We start from the raw sequence: 18,720 nt of genomic DNA, 5'->3' as shown, positions 1-18,720 counted from the left end.
TCACCGATGGCTGAAGCTTTCATCTGCGATTACATCCGCACGCCAATCGGCCGTTTCGGCGGCTCGCTTTCTTCCGTCCGAGCCGACGATCTCGGCGCCGTGCCGCTAAAGGCGCTGATGGAGCGCAATGCTTCCGTTGACTGGGATGCCGTCGATGACGTCGTCTTCGGCTGCGCCAACCAGGCAGGCGAGGACAATCGCAACGTCGCGCGCATGTCGCTGCTGCTGGCCGGTCTGCCGCTCGGCGTATCAGGTACCACGATCAACCGCCTCTGCGGTTCTGGCATGGATGCCGTCATCACGGCGGCGCGGGCGATCCGCGCGGGCGAGGCGGAGCTGATGATCGCGGGCGGCGTCGAAAGCATGTCGCGCGCGCCTTTCGTCATGCCGAAGGCCGATACGGCCTTTTCGCGCAATGCAGAGATTTACGATACGACGATCGGCTGGCGCTTCGTCAATCCGGTGATGAAAAAACAATATGGTGTCGATTCCATGCCGGAGACCGGCGAGAATGTCGCCGAAGATTACAAGGTGAGCCGCGAAGATCAGGACGCGTTTGCCGTTCGCTCGCAGGCGAAGGCGGCTGCCTCCCAGGCAAGCGGCCGGCTCGGCAAGGAGATCGCCGCCGTCACCATCCCGCAGCGCAAGGGTGATTCCATCGTCGTCGACAGGGACGAGCATCCGCGCGCGACCTCGATGGAGGCGCTTGCCAAGCTCGGAACGCCTTTCAAGAAGGAAGGCGGAACGGTCACCGCGGGTAACGCCTCGGGCGTGAACGACGGCGCTGCCGCGCTGATCATCGCCTCGGAAGCAGCGGCGAAGAAATACGGCCTGCGGCCGATCGCCCGCATTCTCGGTGGGGCCGCCGCGGGTGTTCCGCCGCGTATCATGGGTATCGGTCCAGTTCCGGCATCGCGCAGGCTGATGGACCGCCTTGGCATGAAGCAGAAGCAGTTCGACGTCATCGAGCTCAACGAGGCCTTTGCCTCGCAGGGGCTGGCGGTGCTACGCGAGCTCGGGATTGCCGATGACGACGGCCGCGTCAATCGCAATGGCGGCGCCATCGCGCTCGGCCATCCGCTCGGCATGTCGGGCGCCCGTATCACCGGCACGGCGGCACTCGAACTTGCCGAAACCGGCGGCCGCTATTCCCTCTCGACCATGTGCATCGGCGTAGGCCAGGGGATCGCCGTGGCGCTCGAGCGCGTCTGACCCGATACAAATTCCCGTGTCCGGCATTGCAGTTGGCGGACACAGCCTGCTAAGATTCCCGCATATTATTACCATGCAATTGTTTTAGGGAGGCTTTGCAGCCATGGCTGATCTTGCTCAATCACTCGCGTCCATCAAGCTGCCGGATCTGGCCGGCAAGGCCGTGCTCATCACCGGCGCATCGACCGGCATCGGCGCCGCCCTTGCCCGCGCTTTTGCCGCACAGGGCATGAAAGTCGGCATCCACTACAATGCCAGCCGCGAGCCGGCCGAAAAGCTCGCCGAAGAAATCCGCGCGACAGGTGCTACGGTCCATCTGGTACATGGCGACGTTTCCAGGGAAGGCGAGACGGAGCGCGTTGTCGAGGAGACGGCCAAGACCTTCGGCCATCTCGACGGCCTGATCAACAATGCCGGCGGCATGCTCGGCCGCAAGCCGACGTCGGAATATACCGACGAGCACTACGACAAGGTGATGAACCTCAACGCCCGCTCGGTGCTGGCAGCGGTGCGCGCCGCCCATCCCTGGCTGAAGAAGCAGGGCGGCTTCATCATCAACACCACCTCGATCGCCGCCCGCAACGGCGGCGGCAACGGCGCGATCCTTTACGCGGCATCCAAGGGCTTCGTCTCGACGATCACCCGCGGCCACGCCAAGGAATTCGTACCCGATCGCATCCGCGTCAACGCGGTCGCACCCGGCGTCATCGCCACGCCCTTCCATGAGCGCTATACCAATGACGAGCAGATGGAACTGCAGCGCAAGTCAATCCCGATGGGCTTCGTCGGCACCTCGGAGGATTGTGTCGGCGCCTATCTCTTCCTGGCCTCGCCGACGCTGTCGGGCTACATCACCGGCCAGATCATCGAGGTCAATGGCGGCCAGCTGATGCCGTAATCGGCGCTTCGTCTCACCGATATTTTGCACTGCACAAGGGAACCTTCGGGTTCCCTTCACGTTTCGAGGATTGGGGGAAGGCGATCGCCGTTCCTGTACCTTCGAGACGGACGATCATGTTCAAGCCAAGCCACTCTCATCGCTGTGCCGGGCGTTATTGCCGGACGCAGCGCTTTGCTGTGCCTGCAGATTGAACTGCCTGTCCGGCTCGCCTGCTGTCATGGCAGCGAAACCATTTAATGAAGCGATATAAAGGATGGGCGACACAACAATGAGCTACTCGTTCTCGGAACTCGATTTCCTCAAGCCTGAACTTGGCGCGGAATATACAGGCTCCGGGACGCATTTTGCCGTCTATTCCGCCCATGCCGAGCAGATGGAGCTCTGCCTCTTCTCCGCCGATGGCAAGAAAGAAGAAGCGCGCCTACCGCTGCCGAAGCGCGAAGGCGATATCTGGTCGGGCTATATCGCCGGCGTCGGCCCGGGCACCGTCTATGGCTACCGCGCCCACGGCCCCTATGATCCCCAGAACGGCCATCGCTTCAATCCCAACAAGCTGCTGCTCGATCCCTATGCCAAGCAGGTGGTCGGTGATCTCAAGTGGGACGACGCGCTCTACGGCTACACGATCGGCAAGGACGATCTTTCCTTCGACGAACGCGACAGCGCCCCCTTCATGGTCAAGGGCGTGGTGCAGGATCCGGATTTCGACTGGGACGGCGATCAGGCGATCCGCCGCCCGTGGACGGAGACGATCGTCTATGAAGCGCATGTGCGCGGCATGACCATGACTCATCCCAAGGTGCCCGACCGGCTGCGCGGCACGTTCTTGGGTATGGCGAGCGATCCGATCATCGAGCACCTGACGAAGCTCGGGGTCTCCGCGATCGAACTGCTGCCGATCCAGTTCTTTCCGAACGACCGCTATCTCGAAGAGAAGAACCTGACGAATTACTGGGGTTACCAGACGCTCGGCTTCTTCGCCCCGCAGTCGCGCTACCTCTCCAGCGACAAGATCACCGAGATCAAGACGATGGTGCGCAAATTCCATGCGGCCGGGATCGAAGTGATCATGGACGTCGTCTACAACCACACCGCCGAAGGCAGCGAGCGCGGCCCGACGCTCTCCTTCCGCGGCCTCGACAATGCGAGCTACTACATTCTCTCGCCCGATGACGCGCGCCACACCTTCGACACGACGGGCACCGGAAACACGCTGAACATCGCCAATCCGATGGTCATGCGCATGGTGCTCGACAGCCTGCGCTATTGGGTGGGCGTCATGCATATCGATGGCTTCCGCTTCGATCTGGCGAGCACGCTCGGCCGGCAGGATCTGGAGTTCGACCGCCAGGGCATCTTCTTCAGCGCCATCCGCCAGGATCCGATCCTTGCCGGGGTCAAGCTGATCGCCGAGCCTTGGGATGTCGGCGAGGGCGGCTATCAGGTCGGTGGTTTCCCGCATCCGTTCCGCGAGTGGAACGACAAGTTCCGTGACGATGTCAGGCGCTTCTGGAAGGGCGATGGCGGCCTGGTCTCCAGCCTGTCGCAGCGCATCACCGGCTCGGCCGTGCAGTTCAACCATTCCGACCGCGGCGCCACATCCTCCGTCAACCTGCTCGCTGCCCATGACGGCTTCACGCTGATGGATACGGTCTCCTTCAACGACAAGCACAACGAGGCGAATGGCGAGGACAACAACGACGGCCATTCGGACAATCATTCGGACAACATGGGTGCCGAAGGCGCCACCGATGATCCGGGGATCAACGAAAACCGTGCGCGCCGCCGCCGCAACATGATGGCGACGCTGATGCTGTCGCAGGGCGTGCCGATGATCGTCGCCGGTGACGAGATCGGCAACAGCCAGCATGGCAACAACAATGCCTATTGCCAGGACAACGAGATCGGCTGGATCGACTGGAGCGGGCTCGACGATCCATTCCTGACCTTCTGCCAGAAGATGATCGCGCTCCGGAAGGCGCATCCCGAACTGCGTCAGGAGCGTTTCCTGACGGGCGAGACCAGCGAGGACGGCCGTATCGAGATCGCCTGGTACAAGCACGACGGCACCTTCATGGATGACGGCGCCTGGAACGATGGCGAGCTTCGCGTTCTCGGCGTCTATATTTCCCGCAGCGTCCACACACCCGACAGCGAGAAGATGGATGGGCTCTTCATGCTGTTCAATGCCGGTGGCGATTGCGAGATCAGCCTGCCCGAGGTGAACGGCATCGATCACTGGCAACGGCTGGTCGAAACCGGCGCCGACGATGCCTTCGAGATCATCGATGTCGATAGCCCGATCACGCTTTACCGCGAAAGCGTCGCCGTCTTTGCGCCGAAGGGCGCGACGGAGCCGCCGAAGGAGGCTGACACGGCCGAGCGCCGCCGCTGGTTCAACTTCGGCCGCAAGCCGAAATGACGGGCCACCGATAGCGCGATGAATGCGGACGCGATTGCCGATCTTGGCCTGATCTATGTGAGCGATACCGAGCCCGGCATTCGCCGCAGCCGGAAAGGCAAGGGCTTCTGCTACCGGCTGCCTGACGGCAAACTGGTTGCCGACCCGGAACTGAAGGACCGCATTGCTGCGCTCGGCCTGCCGCCCGCCTATGACGATGTCTGGATTTGCCTGCAGGAAAACGGTCACCTGCAGGCGACCGGCTACGATGCCCGCGGGCGGAAACAGTACCGCTATCACAAGGATTGGAACGCCTTTCGCAGCGTTGAAAAATTCCATCAGCTGATCGAGTTCGGCCAGGCATTGCCAAAAATCCGCCGGCAGGCACTTAGGGATCTCGACACCGGCGTCGACGATATCAGGGGCATCCTGGCGGCGTTGACGACGCTGCTCGACGAGGCGCATCTGCGCGTCGGCAATCAGGCCTATGTCAAGGAAAACGGCACTTATGGCGCCACCACGCTGCTCAAGCGCCACATCAAACTCAACGACGGGAAGATTGAGCTGAAGTTCCGCGCCAAGGGGGGCAAGCGGGTGCAGCGGAGCCTCAAGCATCCGCGCCTGCAGAAGATACTGGAAGAGATCGCCGACCTGCCGGGCCGCCAGCTCTTCGTCTGGAAAGATGAGACGGGTTCGCTGAAGCCGGTCGAGTCCGGGCGCTTGAACAGCTATCTCGCCGAGATCTCCGGCATCGCCATCTCTGCCAAAACGTTTCGGACATGGGCGGGCTCGCTTGCCGGTTTCGGCGTGGCGAGAAGCGCAATCCTCGAAGGGCGGCGCCCGACCGTGAAGGAGATGGCGGAGGCTTCGGCCGAGGTGCTGCACAACACGGCAGCGATCTCGCGATCCAGCTATATTCATCCGCGCATCATCGGCCTTGCCGATCGCGACCGCGATATTCCGAAGGAGATGCCCGAGGCGGCGGCACCGCTGCGCGGTCTGCGCGCCGAAGAAAATCGGCTGCTAGATTTTCTGATGCGGGAGGCCGGAATGAGCGCGTGAGCCGGAGTCCGCGAAAAAAGCCCGCGCCGGGTGGACGCGGGCTTCTCAGGTGACAGGAGGTCCACCAAGGGCGGCCCGGTTCTGTCGCCGGCCTTCCTCGATTGCTCCGCTTTGCGAGCCGCACGTGGCTGCGCTCTGCAAAGCGCAGGTTGCAGGGGAAGAACAGTTGAGGCCGCCGATCGTTCCGCAATTTCTGGACGGAACAATTTCTCTTACATCACGTTTCAAAGCTTGATCGGGAGCAATTCTGAAAGGGCTTTTCTATGCCGAATGTCCGTAAGGTCTCGGAAAAGAACCAGAAGTTCGATCCGCGTGACCGGCTGATCATCGCGCTCTATGCGCAATTGAAGGCCGAACGCGAGACAAGGGAGACGCTCGAATGGGTCATCCGCAACGGCGGGCTGTCCGACGCTGTGCTGGAAGCGATCGCCTCCGATCCTGTCCGGCCGGTGACCAGCGACGAGATCGCTTCCGTCGAAAAGATCATAGCTTTGGACGAGCGCCGTAAAGGCGCTCCACGCGACTACGACTGAAGAGAGGAGAAAAAGATGGTCGACATTACCTATCAGATCGTGCCGCATGATGAAGGCTGGGCCTACAAGCTCGGCGATACGATATCCGAGACCTATGCGACGGCGGAGGAAGCCGCCGATCGCGCCAGGAGCGCCGCATCGCGGCAGAAGATCGGCGATGGCGATGCTTTGCTCGCTTATCCGGCTCCTGATGGCGGTTGGCAGTTTCAGCCCCTTGAAACTGACAGAAGCGGTAGCAGACTCTGATAGGATAACTGTAGCGTAGGAGAGTGACATGGCGGCGCGGGCAAGCTGGAAAGGCCATCTGAAGATTGGCGACCTTGTCTGCGGCGTCGGTCTCTACACCGCCATCTCATCCTCCGACCGCCTGTCCTTCAACATCATCAACCGCAAGACCGGCCACCGCGTCGAGCGGCAGTTCGTCGATAGCGAAACCGGAAAGCCCGTCGATCGCGAGGATCAGGTGAAGGGCTATCGGATGGACAATGGCGATTACATCGTCATCGAAGGCGACGAGATCGCCAGCGTCATGCCCGACAGCGACAAGGTGATGGGTGTCCAGAGCTTCATTCCCCTGGCGGAGATCGACAAGCTCTATTTCGACCGTCCCTATTACCTCGCCCCCATTGAAGATCACGATGCCGAAGCCCTCGGCCTGATCATGCGCAGCATGCGCGACAACAAGGTCGCGGCGCTTGCCCAGGCGGTGCTGTTTCGCCGTAACCGGACATTGCTGATCCGCGCGCAGGATGATCACGTCATCGCCACCATGCTGAATTTCGACTACGAGGTTCGCTCTGCCGAGACCGTCTTCAAGGACATCCCGGACATCAAGTTCGACAAGGAAATGCTGGAGCTCGCCGGCCATATTATCGGCACCAAGAAGGGCAGCTTCAATCCGGCCGAATACGAGGACCGCTACGAGGCGGCGCTGACCGAGCTCGTCAAAGCCAAGATCGAGGGCCGCGAGCCGCCGAAGCGTAAGCCGAAGCCGGAGGGCAAGGTCGTCGATCTCATGGAGGCGCTGCGCCAGAGCGCCAAGATCGGCGGCAAATCGGGATCCGGTAAACCTACCGCCAGCGCATCCAGCCGCCGCAAGAAGGCGAGCTGACAATGGCGCTCGAAACCTATCAGCAAAAGCGCGACTTCAAGGTCACCCCGGAACCGCGCGGCGCGAAAGGCAAGAGCAAGGGCAACAGCTTCGTCATCCAGAAACATGATGCGACGCGCCTGCACTACGATTTCCGCCTGGAGATGGATGGGGTGTTGAAGAGCTGGGCGGTGACGCGCGGCCCGAGCCTCAATCCTGACGACAAGCGGCTCGCCGTCCATGTAGAGGATCATCCGCTCTCCTACGGTGATTTCGAGGGCGTGATCCCGAAGGGTCAGTATGGCGGCGGCACCGTCATCGTCTGGGACCGGGGCACCTGGGCGCCGCTCGGCGACGCAAAGAAAGCATATCGCAAGGGCCATATCGAATTCGAGCTTGATGGCGACAAGCTGAAGGGCCGCTGGCATCTGGTGCGGATGCACGGCAAGCCCGGCGAGAAGCGCGAGAACTGGCTGCTGATCAAGGGTGAAGACGAGGAGGCCCGCCACGGCCGCCGCGAGGACATCCTGAAGAAACGTCCGGAATCCGCCAAGAGCGGACGGACGATCGAGCAGGTCGCCAAGAACCCCGACGATACCTGGAATTCCAAGCCGAATGGCCGCAAGACGGCTACGAAACCCGCTGCCAAGGCCAAGGCGCAGCCGCAGGTGCATCAGTGGCCGAAGGGCGCGCGCAAGACCGCGATGCCGGATTTCGTCGAGCCGGTGCTTGCCAAGCTGAAGCCGCGCCCGCCGGCAGGAGACGGCTGGATCCACGAGATCAAGTTTGACGGCTACCGCCTGCAGATCCGCATCCGCGACGGCAAGGTGACGATGCTGACGCGGACCGGGCTCGACTGGACAGAGAAGTTCGGCGAGGAGATCGCCGCCGCCTTCGGCGCGCTGCCTGTCGATAGCGCATTGATCGATGGCGAGCTCGTCGTCGAGCGGGAGAACGGCGCCTCCGACTTCTCGGCGCTTCAGCACGATCTGAGCGAAGGCCGCAGCGACCGCTTCTCCTACTACGCCTTCGACCTCATCTATCTCGACGGCCACGATCTGCAGAATGTCGCGCTTATCGACCGCAAGGCGCTGCTGGAAAAGCTGCTGCCCGCCGGCAGCGCAAAACTGCGCTACAGCGAGCATTTTAACGAGAATGGCGGTCTCGTTCTCGATCATGCCTCCCGGCTTGGGCTCGAGGGAGTGATCTCCAAGGAGCGCGACAGCCATTACGTCTCGGGCCGAACCGGTGATTGGGTGAAGTCGAAATGCGTTCAACGCAATGAGTTCGTCATCGGCGGATACGTTCCCTCGACATCGATGAAAAGCGCGATCGGCTCGCTTGCCATGGGCTACTATCACAAGGGCAAGCTGAAACATGTCGGGCGGGTCGGCACTGGCTACACCGTCAAGCTGTCGCATGATCTCTACCGGAAGCTTTCCAAGCTTGAGCAAACAGAAAGCGCCTTCGAAGGCAAGCTGACGGCGGACGAGCGCCGCGGGCTGGTTTTCGTCAAGCCGGAGCTGGTGGCCGAGGTTGAGTTCAGTGCCTGGTCGGCGGATGGGAATCTGCGCCACGCCGCCTTCCGCGGCTTGCGCGAGGACAAGGCGGCAAAGGAAGTGGGGCGCGAAATGGGTGCAACTGCTGCAAAAGAGCTGCCGGTATCGGATGTGACGCTGACGCATCCCGATCGCATCTACTGGCCCGACGAAGGTATCACCAAGGCCGGGCTGGCGGATTACTACGCCAATGTCTGGGAACTGATAAAGCCTTTCGTCGTCAATCGGCCGCTATCGCTGCTGCGTCTGCCGGATGGAATATCGGGCAAGCAGCGCTTCTTCCAGAAACATGCCTGGAAGGGCATGAACGCCCACATCGAGGAGATTGCCGACCCCAAGGATCGCGGCGGCGAGAAGCTGTTGCGGATCAAAGATTTCGACGGTCTCGTCGCGCTGGTGCAATCGGCCGTTCTGGAAATCCATCCCTGGGGCGCGACGACCGCCAAATGGGAAAAGCCCGACATGGTGATCATGGATCTCGATCCGGCCGATGATGTGCCCTGGGCCGCGGTTATTTCTGCCGCGCATGAGATCAAGGCGATCATGGAAGGCGAGGGGCTTGCGGCCTTCGTCAAGACCTCGGGCGGCAAGGGTCTGCATGTCGTGGCGCCGCTGGCCCCGAAAGCCGGCTGGACCGAGGTGAAAGCCTTCGCCAAATGGATCGCCGACACGATGGAAGGCTCCGATCCCTCGCGCTACATCGCCAAGGCGACGAAAGCGGAGCGCAACGGCAAGATCTTCATCGATTACCTGCGCAACGGCCGCGGCAACACCGCCGTCGCCCCCTATTCGGCCCGCGCCCGCCAAGGCGCACCTGTTTCGATGCCCATCGACTGGAGCGAGCTCACAAGCGAAATCGGCCCCGCATATTTCACCGTCGATAATGCGCCTGCCAGGATCAACGCGCTGTCGCGCGATCCCTGGGCGGATTTCTTCGAGGCGGCAAAGCCTCTCGAAAAGAAGAAGCGGTCCTGAGGGACCGCTCTTCCACGCATCATGCCGCAACCGTCTTCCGGCGGTCCAGCAATCCCGCGAGACCTGCTGCAACAAGGGCCGATGTCGCCGGGATCAGGATCACGCAGAGCAATTCCCGCCCGGTCGAGGCCTCATCGAGGAGAAGTCCGGCAATCGAAGCGATCACCGCACCGCCGCCGACGCTGACAGCGGCCGCCAGCCCTGCGGCCGTTCCTGCCAGATCGGGCTGGATGGCCAATATGCCGGAATTGGCGGCAGGCATGGTCAGCCCGTTGCCGATGCCGATGAAGATGCAGGCTGCGAAGAAGGCCGGAGGGGCGGTGATCCCGGCGATCGCGAGCGCCAGGCCGCCGAGCAAACCGGTACATGTCAGCGTCCGTCCGGCGATCAGTATGACGGCGATTGGAACGCGGCCGGCATAACGTCCCGCGAGATAGCTGCCGAGAATGAAGCCGGCGGGCACCATGCCCATGTAGAGACCGAGCTTGGCGCTTGATCCTCCGAGCGCCTCATTCATGACCAGCGGAGCCCCGGCAAGAAAAACGTAGAGCGTCCCCATCGAGCAGGCCATGCAGGCGGCATAGACAAGGAAACGCGGCGAGCCGAGCAGCAGCCGGTACGGCGCGAAATAGCCGTGCGCGTGCGATCGCTGCACGCCAGCATCGTCACGGATTTCATGCGCGGCAAGCGCCAGCATGATTGCGCCGAGCGCGGCGAACATCACGAAATCTGCCCGCCAGCCAAAGAGCTCGCTGACGGCTCCGCCGATCGTCGGGCCGACCATCGGCGCGACTGCCCAGCCCATGGCGAGATAGCCGAACTTGCTGGCAGCCTTCTGCCCGCCCCAGCCTTCCTTGACGATGACGAGCGCGATGGAAAAGCAGGCGGCGATCGCCGCCTGCAAGGTGCGGAAGAGCAGGAAGACATGGATATTGCCCGCTAACGCGCAACCCGCCGAAGCGAGAATGAAGATCGACAGCGAGACAAAGACCACCGGCCTGCGGCCGAAGCGGTCGGACAGGGCGCCGCCGATGATTTCGGCAAAGGCGGTCAGTGCGGCATAGGCCGCGACGCTGAGAGCCACCAGAGCCGGATCGGTGCGCAGATCGGTGGCGATCTCGGGAAGCGACGGCAGGATCAGATTGACGGGCAGGACGGAGAGGGCGGTCAGCAGGATAAGCGTGATCAGTCGCGGCGGTTTGGGTTGGCGTGTGCGCGTGAGTTCGGATGCGGAATTTCCGGTCATCGGTCGGTCTCTCGGGTGATGGGAAGAGGGATGTCCGGCAGGCCGCTGCCCGGAATCCGGGCAATAAAAAAGGCCCCGCCGGGAGCCTGCTTACCGCGCATGGGTGCTTTCGCCGGATGGCTACGCCATCCTGCCCATGCGCCCTATCACCACTACGAGAACCGTCGCGATCATCATGCCCTAGAGCTACCGGCAAACTTTGGGCCGGTCAATCGCGTGCGGAAATGAAAAGGGCGGCTTGCGCCGCCCTTCCGAAATCAGGCTGCCTTGGAGACCACGCCATGCGGGTCGAGGACGAATTTCGTCGCTGCACCCTGGTCGAAGCTCTCATAGCCCTGAGCGGCGTCTTCGAGCGAGATGACCTTGGCGTTGACGATATCGGCGATCGGCAGGCGGTCGTGCAGGATCGCCTGCATGAGCTGGCGATTGTACTTCAGGACCGGCGTCTGGCCGGTATGGAAGGACTGCGCCTTTGCCCAGCCGAGGCCGAAGCGCAGCGACAGGCTGCCTTGCTTGGCGGCTGCGTCCACCGCACCCGGATCTTCGGTGACATAGAGGCCCGGAATGCCGATCGAGCCTGCGGCGCGGGTGATTTCCATCATCTGGTTCAGGACGATTGCCGGCTGCTCGCCGCCCGAGTGACCGCGGGCCTCGAAACCAACGGCGTCGATCGCGCTGTCGACTTCATTGGTGCCGACGACCTGGGCGATCATGTCGCCGAGACGGTCGCTCTTCGACAGGTCGATCGGCTCGAAGCCGACCTTGGCGGCATGGGCGAGACGATCCTTGTTGAAGTCGCCGATCATGACGACGGCAGCGCCGAGGATACGGGCCGAAGCTGCAGCGGCAAGGCCGACCGGGCCGGCACCGGCGACATAGACAGTCGAGCCGACGCCGACACCGGCGCGGACCGCGCCATGGAAGCCGGTCGGCAGGATGTCGGACAGCATCGTCAGATCGCGGATCTTGGCCATCGCCTTGTCGCGATCCGGGATCTTCAGTAGGTTGAAGTCGGCGTAGGGGATGGTGACGTAGCGTGCCTGTCCGCCTATCCAGCCGCCCATGTCGACATAGCCGTAGGCGCCGCCGGCGCGCGACGGGTTGACCGTCAGGCAGACGCCGGTGTCCTGCGATTTGCAGCAGCGGCAGCGGCCGCAGGCGACGTTGAACGGAACGGAGACGATATCGCCGATCTCGAGCATCTCGACATCGACGCCCTTTTCGATGACTTCGCCGGTGATTTCATGGCCGAGAACCAGGCCCGGCATCGCGGTCGTGCGGCCGCGGACCATGTGCTGGTCGGAGCCGCAGATATTGGTCGAGATAACCTTCAGGATGACGCCATGCTCGATGCGGCGGCCATCCGGCGCTTCCAGCTTCGGATCGTCGATGTCGCGGACTTCCACCTTGCCGGGCCGCAGATAGACCACGCCTCTGTTCTTGCTCATTTTCGTCTCCTCCGTTGAAAATGTCGCCATCCCGCGCGGCTCCTCCCGCTGCGGGCTGTGCTCACAGATTAGAGGATATGGAAACAGGCACCGTTCCGAATGCGACGGTTTGGGTCCGGAATTGGCCGCTCAATGACGCTTCGGCTGGCCGCTTTCCTTCGCCAGGCTCTTCTTCAGCGCGTCCATGATGTTGACGACATTGCCGGTCGATTTCACCGGCGGCGTCTTCTTGACCGGCGTCATCTTCTTCATCGTCTTCAGCTTGGCGCGGATGATGCTCTGCAGCCGCTTCTGCACCGGATCCTGCATCATCGCCGGGCTCCAGTCCTGCGTCTGGTCCTTCACCAGCTTCTTCATCATTGCCAGCACCTTGGCATCCGGCTTGGCGCCGATATCGACGGTGCCGACAGGCTCGCGCAGCTCGTCGCCATAATGCAGCGTCCAGAGCACGATGCCCTTGCCCTGCGGCTCCAGAAGCACAGCGCGTTCGCGGCGGTAAAGCACCAGCCGCGCGATGCCGACCACGTCGTTTGCGGCCATCGCTTCGCGGATGACGCAGAAGGCCTCGGTGCCGACCTTGTCTTCAGGTGCCAGGAAATGCGGCTTGTCGTACCAGATCCAGTCGATCGAGCCGCGCGGCACGAAGCTGTCGATATCGATCGTCCGCGTGCTCTCGAGACCGACCTCGTCGAGTTCGGCATCCTCGAGCAGCACATAGTCGTCCTCGCCACGCGGATAGCCCTTCACCTGCTCCTTGGCCGCAACCGGCCTATGGGTGACGCTGTCGACATAGCGGCTTTCGACGCGGTTCTTGGTGTTGCGGTTCAGGACGTTGAACCGAACCTTGTTGCTGTCCGTCGTCGCAGGCGTCAGCGATACCTGTGCCGTCACCAGCGAGAGCTTCAGGTAGCCTTTCCAGAATGTCTGCCGGGGCATGGCTCGTCTCCTCACGCAGCCTGATCGAGTTCGGGATAGTGGCGGAAGATGCCGTTTATGTTGAAGGCGAGGCGGCGATCCGATTTCAGGTAGGCCGCAATATTCGGCCGCTGCTCGACCATGTCATGCAGCGCCTGCAACAACGGATATTGCTTCTCGGAGCCCTTCATCGCCTTCGGGAAAGCATAGCGCAGCCCTTCGAGCACCTGAAACAGAGACAGGTCCACATAGCTAAGCTTGCTGCCCGAGATATGCGCCGTTCCCTTCGGATTGTTGGCGATGACGCGCTCGAAATAGCCGAGGAACTTCGGGATGCGTTCCTTGATGAATTCGGCCGAGCGGGCCTTCGCCTCTTCCTTCTGGTCCTCATAGTAGAGCGAGGTCGCGATGGGGTGGTGTGTGTCGTGCACCTCAGCGACGAAATCGGTGATCGTCAGCTGCAGGCCGTTGAGCACATAGCGCGCCGTATCGTGCTTCGGCGCCAGGTCGAGCTTCGCTCCGAGATAGAAGAGGATATTGGCGACATGCGAGACGATCAGATCGCCATCCTTCAGAAAGGGTGGCGCGAAGGGGATTTCGGCGCTTGCGCTACCTTCCATGATCTTCATCATCGCACCGGTGCCGCGATCGCTGCCGGATTCGCGCGTCACGTCGATATAGCTGGCGCCAGCTTCCTCGAGCGCCAGGCGCACGAACTCGCCGCGCCCCTGTATTCCGTCCCAATAGTAGAGCTCGTATGCCATGCAATTCCCCGGCTAGCGTCATCCTGTTCCACCCCTTGAAATGTGGCGGCTTGCCTATCCGTCAACGGGGCGCGGCTCGTGCGTCAATGATGCGCGTGCTGCTCATTGCGCTTCCGGGTCGCTGCGGCCTTCTTGGCAGACGCCGAACGCTCTGCCGCTGGGCGTGATGCCGATGCCTTGCCGCCGATCCGGCCGCCCTTCTCGGAGGAGACGTGGGTGTCCTTCTTGCCGCGTCCGGAGCCTGATTTGTTGCCGCCGCCTTCTTCCTTGTTGACGGTGGCCCAGGCCCTGCGTTCGGCTTCCTTATGGGAAACGCCGCGGTCTTCGTAGCCTTCTTCGATGTGTCCTGCCTTGCGCTTCTGCCTGTCGGTATAGGCCGATTTATCGCCTCTGGGCATGGCTGCCTCCTCTTGCTGCAAAGAGATTCCAACCGTTCGGAACCTGAAAGGTTCCGCTCTTTTTGCGCTGCAGAACGATTCTTACGTAAACGGAACAAAAGCCGCGTTAACCCTGTTTTTGGGGGCAAGTCCTGCAAACCTGATGACCAAACAGGAAGGAGCAGAGAGATGGATAACCACATCAGCGAAGCCGATGGAAACGGCAAGATCGATCTGAATGGCCAGCTGTCGCCTGTTGCCTACAGCCTCAAGGTAAGGAAGGGCACAGGCCGGTCCTTTGAGATCAGCGTACGGCTGCTCGCGCCACGCGATTGGCTGCTGCAGCGTGGCTTCGGCAGCGATGCCGTCCTGATCAGCGCCAGCGGTGCACGCATTCCCGTCTATCGCCCGGGCGGAGAGCTGGGCAGCGGCGATGCGCTATCCGTGGAGCTCGTCGCCCGCGACGACAGCTGCACCAGCACGGACGATATCGTCCGCAAATATCCGGAGTTCAACAACGGCAGCCATAAGCTCGATGGTTTCTGAGGTCTCAGGCAATCGGGCGCTGCAACGCGGCGGTCTTGACGGCCTTGTCGAGAGCGGTGCTGCTGAACGGCTTGGTCAAAAGCACCGAGCCGGTAAAGCGGGCCGCTTCCGGCAGGCTGCTGTTCCCGGTCGCAAAGACGATGCCGACCGAGGGAAAGGCTGCCCGCGCCTTGGCCGCGAACGCCGGGCCGGACATGCCGGGCAAGCCGACATCGGCGACGATGATATCGATCGCCGCGGCTGCCAGGATCTCCACGCCGCGCTCGCCGCTTTCCGCCTCGATCACCTCATAACCGAGATCCTGCAGGATCTCGGCGGTATCCATGCGGATGAAGGCGTCGTCCTCGACCAGGAGCAGCTTCAGCTTTTCCTGAATGATCTCGCGCGGCGGCGTACCGGGAGCGGCGGAGGCCGCTGCATGCCCCTGGCGGCGCTGCGCCTGATTGGCAAGCACATGGCGGATTTTCCGGGCGAGCGCTTCGCGCGTATAGGGCTTCGAGAGCAGTTCGAGGCCCGGATCCAGCCGTCCGCCATGGACGATCGAGTTTTCGGTATATCCTGACGTATAGAGCACGCCAATATGCGGCAGCCGCTCGCGCGCCATGCGGGCAAGCTCCGGGCTCTTAAGCGTGCCGGGCATGACGACGTCGGTGAACAGCAGATCGATGTGGACGCCGCTTTCGATGACGGTGAGCGCGCTCTGCGCATCGCGCGACTTCAGAACGTAATAGCCGAGATCGGTCAGCATCTCGACGACGGTGGCGCGGACGCCCTCATCGTCCTCGGCGACCAGGATGGTTTCGGTGCCGCCGACGGCCGGAACCGTCTCGCTGCTGGCGATCCGGTCCTCGCTCTGGAAGGAGCGCGGCAAATAGAGCTTGATCGTCGTGCCCTCTCCGACCTCGCTGTAGATCTTCACGTGGCCGCCCGATTGCTTGACGAAGCCATAGACCATCGAGAGCCCGAGGCCGGTACCCTTGCCCTCCGGCTTGGTGGAGAAGAACGGCTCGAAAGCCTGCTCGATGACATCGGCAGTCATTCCCGAACCGGTATCGGTGACCGCGAGCACGACATATTGCCCAGGCACGACCTCGGGATGGGTGCGGCTATAGGAATCGTCGAGGAAGGCATTGCCAACTTCGATCGTCAGCTTGCCGGAACCGTCCATCGCATCGCGAGCGTTGATCGCGAGGTTCAGCAGCGCATTCTCGATCTGGATCGGATCGGCAAAGGTGTTCCAGAGACCGCCGGAGACGACGGTCTCGACCTCGATCTCTTCGCCGAGCGCGCGTCGCAGCATGTCGTCCATGCCGGCGACGAAGCGGCCGACATTGATGACTTTCGGCTCCAGCGGCTGGCGGCGGCCGAAGGCGAGGAGCTGGCTCGCCAGCCGTGATCCGCGATCGACAGCGGTCAGCGCATTGGAGATACGCTCCTTGGCGCGGGTATTGCTGGAGACATCCTTGCCGAGCAGCTGCAGATTTCCTGAGATGACCTGCAGCAGATTGTTGAAGTCGTGCGCCACGCCGCCGGTGAGCTTGCCGATCGATTCCATCTTCTGGGCCTGCTGCAGGGCGGCCTCGGCCTGCTGGCGTTCGGCGATCTCGGCAGCGACGCGCACTTCGAGCGTCTCGTTGAGGCGGCGCAACTGCTCCTCGACATTGCGGCGCTGGTTGATCTCCATCTCCTGGGCGCGAACGAGCCGCGCATTGTCGATGGCAACAGCTGCCTGACCGGCGAGGCTGACAAGACTTGCCTCGGCCGCATCGTTGAACCGTCCGGGCTGGGCGTGACCGAAAAACAGGCCGCCGATCACGCTTCCGTCACGGGATTTGACCGGCACGGCGAGATAGCTGCGCACTGGCAGATGCCCCTTCGGCATTCCCTGATGCGGTGCGTTCTTGCCGTAGCGCGGATCTTGCAGGATATCGTCGGAGCGCACCACGCCCTCGCCGCTGAACGTCGGCGCGAAAACCTTGGTGTTGCGCGGCATCGGGAAGCGCTCGAAATTCTTCCGGTCGACGCCCGACAGCGCGTAGAGCATGTAGCTGCCGCCTTCGCCGTCGTCGACATTGTAGAAGAAGGCGCCGAATTCGGCCCCGGTCAGCGCCACGCCGGCATCGACGGCAGTCTGCGTCAGCCGCTCGACATTAAGCTCGGCGGTGATCGCCGCACCGGCGGCGTTGACGATCGACAATGCGTCGGACTTGATCCGCAACTCATCCAGCGCGCGCCGCTCGCGCCGCTTGGCCATCACCTGCGCCGAGACTTCCATGGTGGCACAGAGGATACCGGCTATCGAGCCGGTTTCATCGCGCAGGGGCGTGTAGGAGAAGGTGAACCAGGTATCGGCGACCTTGCCGGCGCGCCGCATCGGAACCAGCAGTTCCTCGAAAAGCTGTGCCTGGCCGCTCAGCGTCGCCTTCACGATCGGTTCGAACTGCTGCCAGATATCGCTCCAGACCTCACGGAACGGACGGCCGAGCGCCTGCGGGTGGCGCTCCGCGAAAACGGGCACATAGGCATCGTTATAGATGAAGGCGAGGTCGGGACCCCAGGCGACAAACTTCGCATGGCGGGAGTTCAGCATCGCGTCGGCGTAATAGCGCAGCGAGGCAGGCCATTGATCGACAGGCCCTATGCCCGAGGCGTGGAATGCTGGATCCCGGAGCATCTTGCCGATTTCGCCGCCACCTTTCGGCCAATCGCCTTCAGTCTGCCCCGTCATTCATTTCACTTCCGTGCCAAGCCGCGAAGACGCGGCGCGATGCTGCCCAATTGCAGCTAAAATAGAGGGTCGCACGTATAGGGAAAGGGCTTGCGGAAAATAAGCTTAACACGCGTGTATTCACTGAGGCGAATAACTGCCGGGTGGAAGAATTTTACTTGCGATTGAAGCGCTGCGCCGCAGCGATCGCCTTGGCGATATCGAAGAAGCGGCCCGATGTGGTGCGGCGTTCAGGAAAGACGAAACCGACCATGTTGTCGATCGCAAGCACCAGCCCGAGAGCCAGGATCAGATAGGCGAGAGCGGCGATCGTCAGGACCAGCATTTCCCCTCACACCGGAACGACGAACATGTAGCAGCTGGCTACAATCAGGGACACGAGGATGACGTCGAAATAGCCTTTGTTCATAGCGGTTCTCCCATTCTCGCCATAAACATTCGAGGCGATCTTTGGTTCCGCCATTCGTGGCCATTTCACGGCAATTTTTTGAAGTTGCCCCGCTGTTGACGCCATTTTCCTGGAATTATCCCCCGGGGCGCGAACCGCCCTTGAATCACACCATAAAACGCAAGTAATTCAGATATATGACATGAAACAGCGGACGCGGTTTTCATCGCGTCTGCGCGTCGCCGACTGGCATGCTGCTTCGTCTGCCTTCAGGCAGACTTGCGGCTTGCCGTCTTCTTCGGAGCGGCTGCAGCTTTGACGGCGCCATTGGTCTTGGTGCCGGTCGTTGCGGTCCGCTTTGCCTTGGTCTTTACTTCGGTGCCGTCCTTGGAGGCCGCAGAGGTTTCGAGCGTCTCACGCTCCTTCCTTGCCTGCTCCCAATGAATTGAATCGCGCCCCGTCGGATGGCCCTCTTCTTCCCAGAGAGCATATGCACGCTTCTTGATCCACTCTTCGCGAGTTTCTGCCATCGCTGATCTCCCGTCACAACATGCCGCAGTCAAACGCTAGACTAG

General features: G+C 62.1%; 17 protein-coding genes. 9 read left to right on the top strand and 8 right to left on the bottom strand.

Annotation, left to right across the window (positions count from 1 at the left end):
- Nucleotides 1-6 precede the first annotated feature (6 nt).
- The 8 genes from pcaF (at nucleotide 7) to ligD (ending at nucleotide 9,733) form a co-directional block, all read left to right on the top strand.
- The gene (pcaF, locus tag ACEN84_RS29910) at nucleotides 7-1,212 is read left to right on the top strand and encodes a 3-oxoadipyl-CoA thiolase (RefSeq protein ID WP_413711590.1); all 1,206 of its coding nucleotides are present in this window, start codon (nucleotides 7-9) and stop codon (nucleotides 1,210-1,212) included.
- Between the two features lie 103 nt (nucleotides 1,213-1,315).
- On the top strand, nucleotides 1,316-2,110 hold the full coding sequence (locus ACEN84_RS29905; protein ID WP_130283593.1) for an SDR family NAD(P)-dependent oxidoreductase: 795 nt from the start codon (nucleotides 1,316-1,318) through the stop codon (nucleotides 2,108-2,110).
- A gap of 271 nt (nucleotides 2,111-2,381) precedes the next feature.
- Entirely contained in the window at nucleotides 2,382-4,535 is a 2,154-nt protein-coding gene (gene glgX / locus ACEN84_RS29900) for a glycogen debranching protein GlgX (RefSeq protein WP_413712519.1), read from the top strand.
- Between the two features lie 18 nt (nucleotides 4,536-4,553).
- Nucleotides 4,554-5,576 (top strand): DNA topoisomerase IB, encoded by a 1,023-nt coding sequence (locus ACEN84_RS29895; protein WP_413711589.1) that lies wholly within the window; start codon nucleotides 4,554-4,556, stop codon nucleotides 5,574-5,576.
- Between the two features lie 263 nt (nucleotides 5,577-5,839).
- Nucleotides 5,840-6,109 (top strand): hypothetical protein, encoded by a 270-nt coding sequence (locus tag ACEN84_RS29890; protein WP_112712251.1) that lies wholly within the window; start codon nucleotides 5,840-5,842, stop codon nucleotides 6,107-6,109.
- A 15-nt stretch (nucleotides 6,110-6,124) separates the two neighbouring features.
- Complete coding sequence (locus tag ACEN84_RS29885; RefSeq protein ID WP_112712249.1) at nucleotides 6,125-6,355, top strand: DUF2188 domain-containing protein; 231 nt, start codon at nucleotides 6,125-6,127, stop codon at nucleotides 6,353-6,355.
- 28 nt (nucleotides 6,356-6,383) lie between these two features.
- Nucleotides 6,384-7,220 (top strand): Ku protein, encoded by an 837-nt coding sequence (locus ACEN84_RS29880; RefSeq protein WP_413711588.1) that lies wholly within the window; start codon nucleotides 6,384-6,386, stop codon nucleotides 7,218-7,220.
- A gap of 2 nt (nucleotides 7,221-7,222) precedes the next feature.
- On the top strand, nucleotides 7,223-9,733 hold the full coding sequence (gene ligD / locus ACEN84_RS29875; RefSeq protein WP_413711587.1) for a DNA ligase D: 2,511 nt from the start codon (nucleotides 7,223-7,225) through the stop codon (nucleotides 9,731-9,733).
- Between the two features lie 19 nt (nucleotides 9,734-9,752).
- Here the strand turns inward: ligD and ACEN84_RS29870 are convergent, their stop codons facing one another.
- The 5 genes from ACEN84_RS29870 to ACEN84_RS29850 all read right to left on the bottom strand — a co-directional run bounded on the left by ACEN84_RS29870 (nucleotide 9,753) and on the right by ACEN84_RS29850 (nucleotide 14,504).
- Nucleotides 9,753-10,979 carry an MFS transporter gene (locus ACEN84_RS29870; RefSeq protein WP_413711586.1) on the bottom strand — a complete coding sequence of 409 codons (1,227 nt, stop codon included), beginning with the start codon at nucleotides 10,977-10,979 and terminating at the stop codon, nucleotides 9,753-9,755.
- A gap of 257 nt (nucleotides 10,980-11,236) precedes the next feature.
- Nucleotides 11,237-12,427, bottom strand: coding sequence for a formaldehyde dehydrogenase, glutathione-independent (gene fdhA / locus ACEN84_RS29865; protein ID WP_130283607.1), 1,191 nt, complete (start codon nucleotides 12,425-12,427; stop codon nucleotides 11,237-11,239).
- Between the two features lie 129 nt (nucleotides 12,428-12,556).
- Nucleotides 12,557-13,363 (bottom strand): Ku protein, encoded by an 807-nt coding sequence (locus ACEN84_RS29860; RefSeq protein ID WP_413711585.1) that lies wholly within the window; start codon nucleotides 13,361-13,363, stop codon nucleotides 12,557-12,559.
- A gap of 11 nt (nucleotides 13,364-13,374) precedes the next feature.
- Nucleotides 13,375-14,106: a glutathione S-transferase gene (locus ACEN84_RS29855; RefSeq protein ID WP_413711584.1), complete on the bottom strand. Its 732-nt coding sequence runs from the start codon at nucleotides 14,104-14,106 to the stop codon at nucleotides 13,375-13,377.
- A gap of 83 nt (nucleotides 14,107-14,189) precedes the next feature.
- Complete coding sequence (locus ACEN84_RS29850; protein ID WP_413711583.1) at nucleotides 14,190-14,504, bottom strand: plasmid stabilization protein; 315 nt, start codon at nucleotides 14,502-14,504, stop codon at nucleotides 14,190-14,192.
- A gap of 168 nt (nucleotides 14,505-14,672) precedes the next feature.
- On the opposite strand from ACEN84_RS29850, the gene ACEN84_RS29845 reads away from it, so the two are divergent.
- Nucleotides 14,673-15,029 carry a hypothetical protein gene (locus tag ACEN84_RS29845; protein WP_413711582.1) on the top strand — a complete coding sequence of 119 codons (357 nt, stop codon included), beginning with the start codon at nucleotides 14,673-14,675 and terminating at the stop codon, nucleotides 15,027-15,029.
- A 4-nt stretch (nucleotides 15,030-15,033) separates the two neighbouring features.
- Here the strand turns inward: ACEN84_RS29845 and ACEN84_RS29840 are convergent, their stop codons facing one another.
- The 3 genes from ACEN84_RS29840 to ACEN84_RS29830 form a co-directional block, all read right to left on the bottom strand.
- Entirely contained in the window at nucleotides 15,034-17,757 is a 2,724-nt protein-coding gene (locus tag ACEN84_RS29840; RefSeq protein WP_413711581.1) for a response regulator, read from the bottom strand.
- 154 nt (nucleotides 17,758-17,911) lie between these two features.
- On the bottom strand, nucleotides 17,912-18,082 hold the full coding sequence (locus ACEN84_RS29835; protein WP_165402756.1) for a hypothetical protein: 171 nt from the start codon (nucleotides 18,080-18,082) through the stop codon (nucleotides 17,912-17,914).
- Between the two features lie 332 nt (nucleotides 18,083-18,414).
- Nucleotides 18,415-18,675, bottom strand: a complete 261-nt coding sequence (locus tag ACEN84_RS29830; protein ID WP_112712227.1) for a DUF2934 domain-containing protein — start codon at nucleotides 18,673-18,675, stop codon at nucleotides 18,415-18,417.
- Nucleotides 18,676-18,720: the final 45 nt, after the last annotated feature.

Origin of the sequence: Rhizobium sp. Rhizsp82, from assembly GCF_047325115.1 — a bacterium.
Taxonomy (GTDB): domain Bacteria; phylum Pseudomonadota; class Alphaproteobacteria; order Rhizobiales; family Rhizobiaceae; genus Rhizobium.
The sequence above is the reverse complement of the archived record's forward strand: the minus strand, read 5'-3'. Positions and strand labels throughout refer to the sequence as shown.

Excerpts from the sequence above, each read along its gene's own strand:
- pcaF (WP_413711590.1), top strand. The coding sequence starts at position 7 with ATGGCTGAAGCTTTCATCTGCGATTACATCCGCACGCCAATCGGCCGT.
- ACEN84_RS29905 (WP_130283593.1), top strand. The coding sequence starts at position 1,316 with ATGGCTGATCTTGCTCAATCACTCGCGTCCATCAAGCTGCCGGATCTG.
- glgX (WP_413712519.1), top strand. The coding sequence starts at position 2,382 with ATGAGCTACTCGTTCTCGGAACTCGATTTCCTCAAGCCTGAACTTGGC.
- ACEN84_RS29895 (WP_413711589.1), top strand. The coding sequence starts at position 4,554 with ATGAATGCGGACGCGATTGCCGATCTTGGCCTGATCTATGTGAGCGAT.
- ACEN84_RS29890 (WP_112712251.1), top strand. The coding sequence starts at position 5,840 with ATGCCGAATGTCCGTAAGGTCTCGGAAAAGAACCAGAAGTTCGATCCG.
- ACEN84_RS29885 (WP_112712249.1), top strand. The coding sequence starts at position 6,125 with ATGGTCGACATTACCTATCAGATCGTGCCGCATGATGAAGGCTGGGCC.
- ACEN84_RS29880 (WP_413711588.1), top strand. The coding sequence starts at position 6,384 with ATGGCGGCGCGGGCAAGCTGGAAAGGCCATCTGAAGATTGGCGACCTT.
- ligD (WP_413711587.1), top strand. The coding sequence starts at position 7,223 with ATGGCGCTCGAAACCTATCAGCAAAAGCGCGACTTCAAGGTCACCCCG.
- ACEN84_RS29870 (WP_413711586.1), bottom strand. The coding sequence starts at position 10,979 with ATGACCGGAAATTCCGCATCCGAACTCACGCGCACACGCCAACCCAAA.
- fdhA (WP_130283607.1), bottom strand. The coding sequence starts at position 12,427 with ATGAGCAAGAACAGAGGCGTGGTCTATCTGCGGCCCGGCAAGGTGGAA.
- ACEN84_RS29860 (WP_413711585.1), bottom strand. The coding sequence starts at position 13,363 with ATGCCCCGGCAGACATTCTGGAAAGGCTACCTGAAGCTCTCGCTGGTG.
- ACEN84_RS29855 (WP_413711584.1), bottom strand. The coding sequence starts at position 14,106 with ATGGCATACGAGCTCTACTATTGGGACGGAATACAGGGGCGCGGCGAG.
- ACEN84_RS29850 (WP_413711583.1), bottom strand. The coding sequence starts at position 14,504 with ATGCCCAGAGGCGATAAATCGGCCTATACCGACAGGCAGAAGCGCAAG.
- ACEN84_RS29845 (WP_413711582.1), top strand. The coding sequence starts at position 14,673 with ATGGATAACCACATCAGCGAAGCCGATGGAAACGGCAAGATCGATCTG.
- ACEN84_RS29840 (WP_413711581.1), bottom strand. The coding sequence starts at position 17,757 with ATGACGGGGCAGACTGAAGGCGATTGGCCGAAAGGTGGCGGCGAAATC.
- ACEN84_RS29835 (WP_165402756.1), bottom strand. The coding sequence starts at position 18,082 with ATGCTGGTCCTGACGATCGCCGCTCTCGCCTATCTGATCCTGGCTCTC.
- ACEN84_RS29830 (WP_112712227.1), bottom strand. The coding sequence starts at position 18,675 with ATGGCAGAAACTCGCGAAGAGTGGATCAAGAAGCGTGCATATGCTCTC.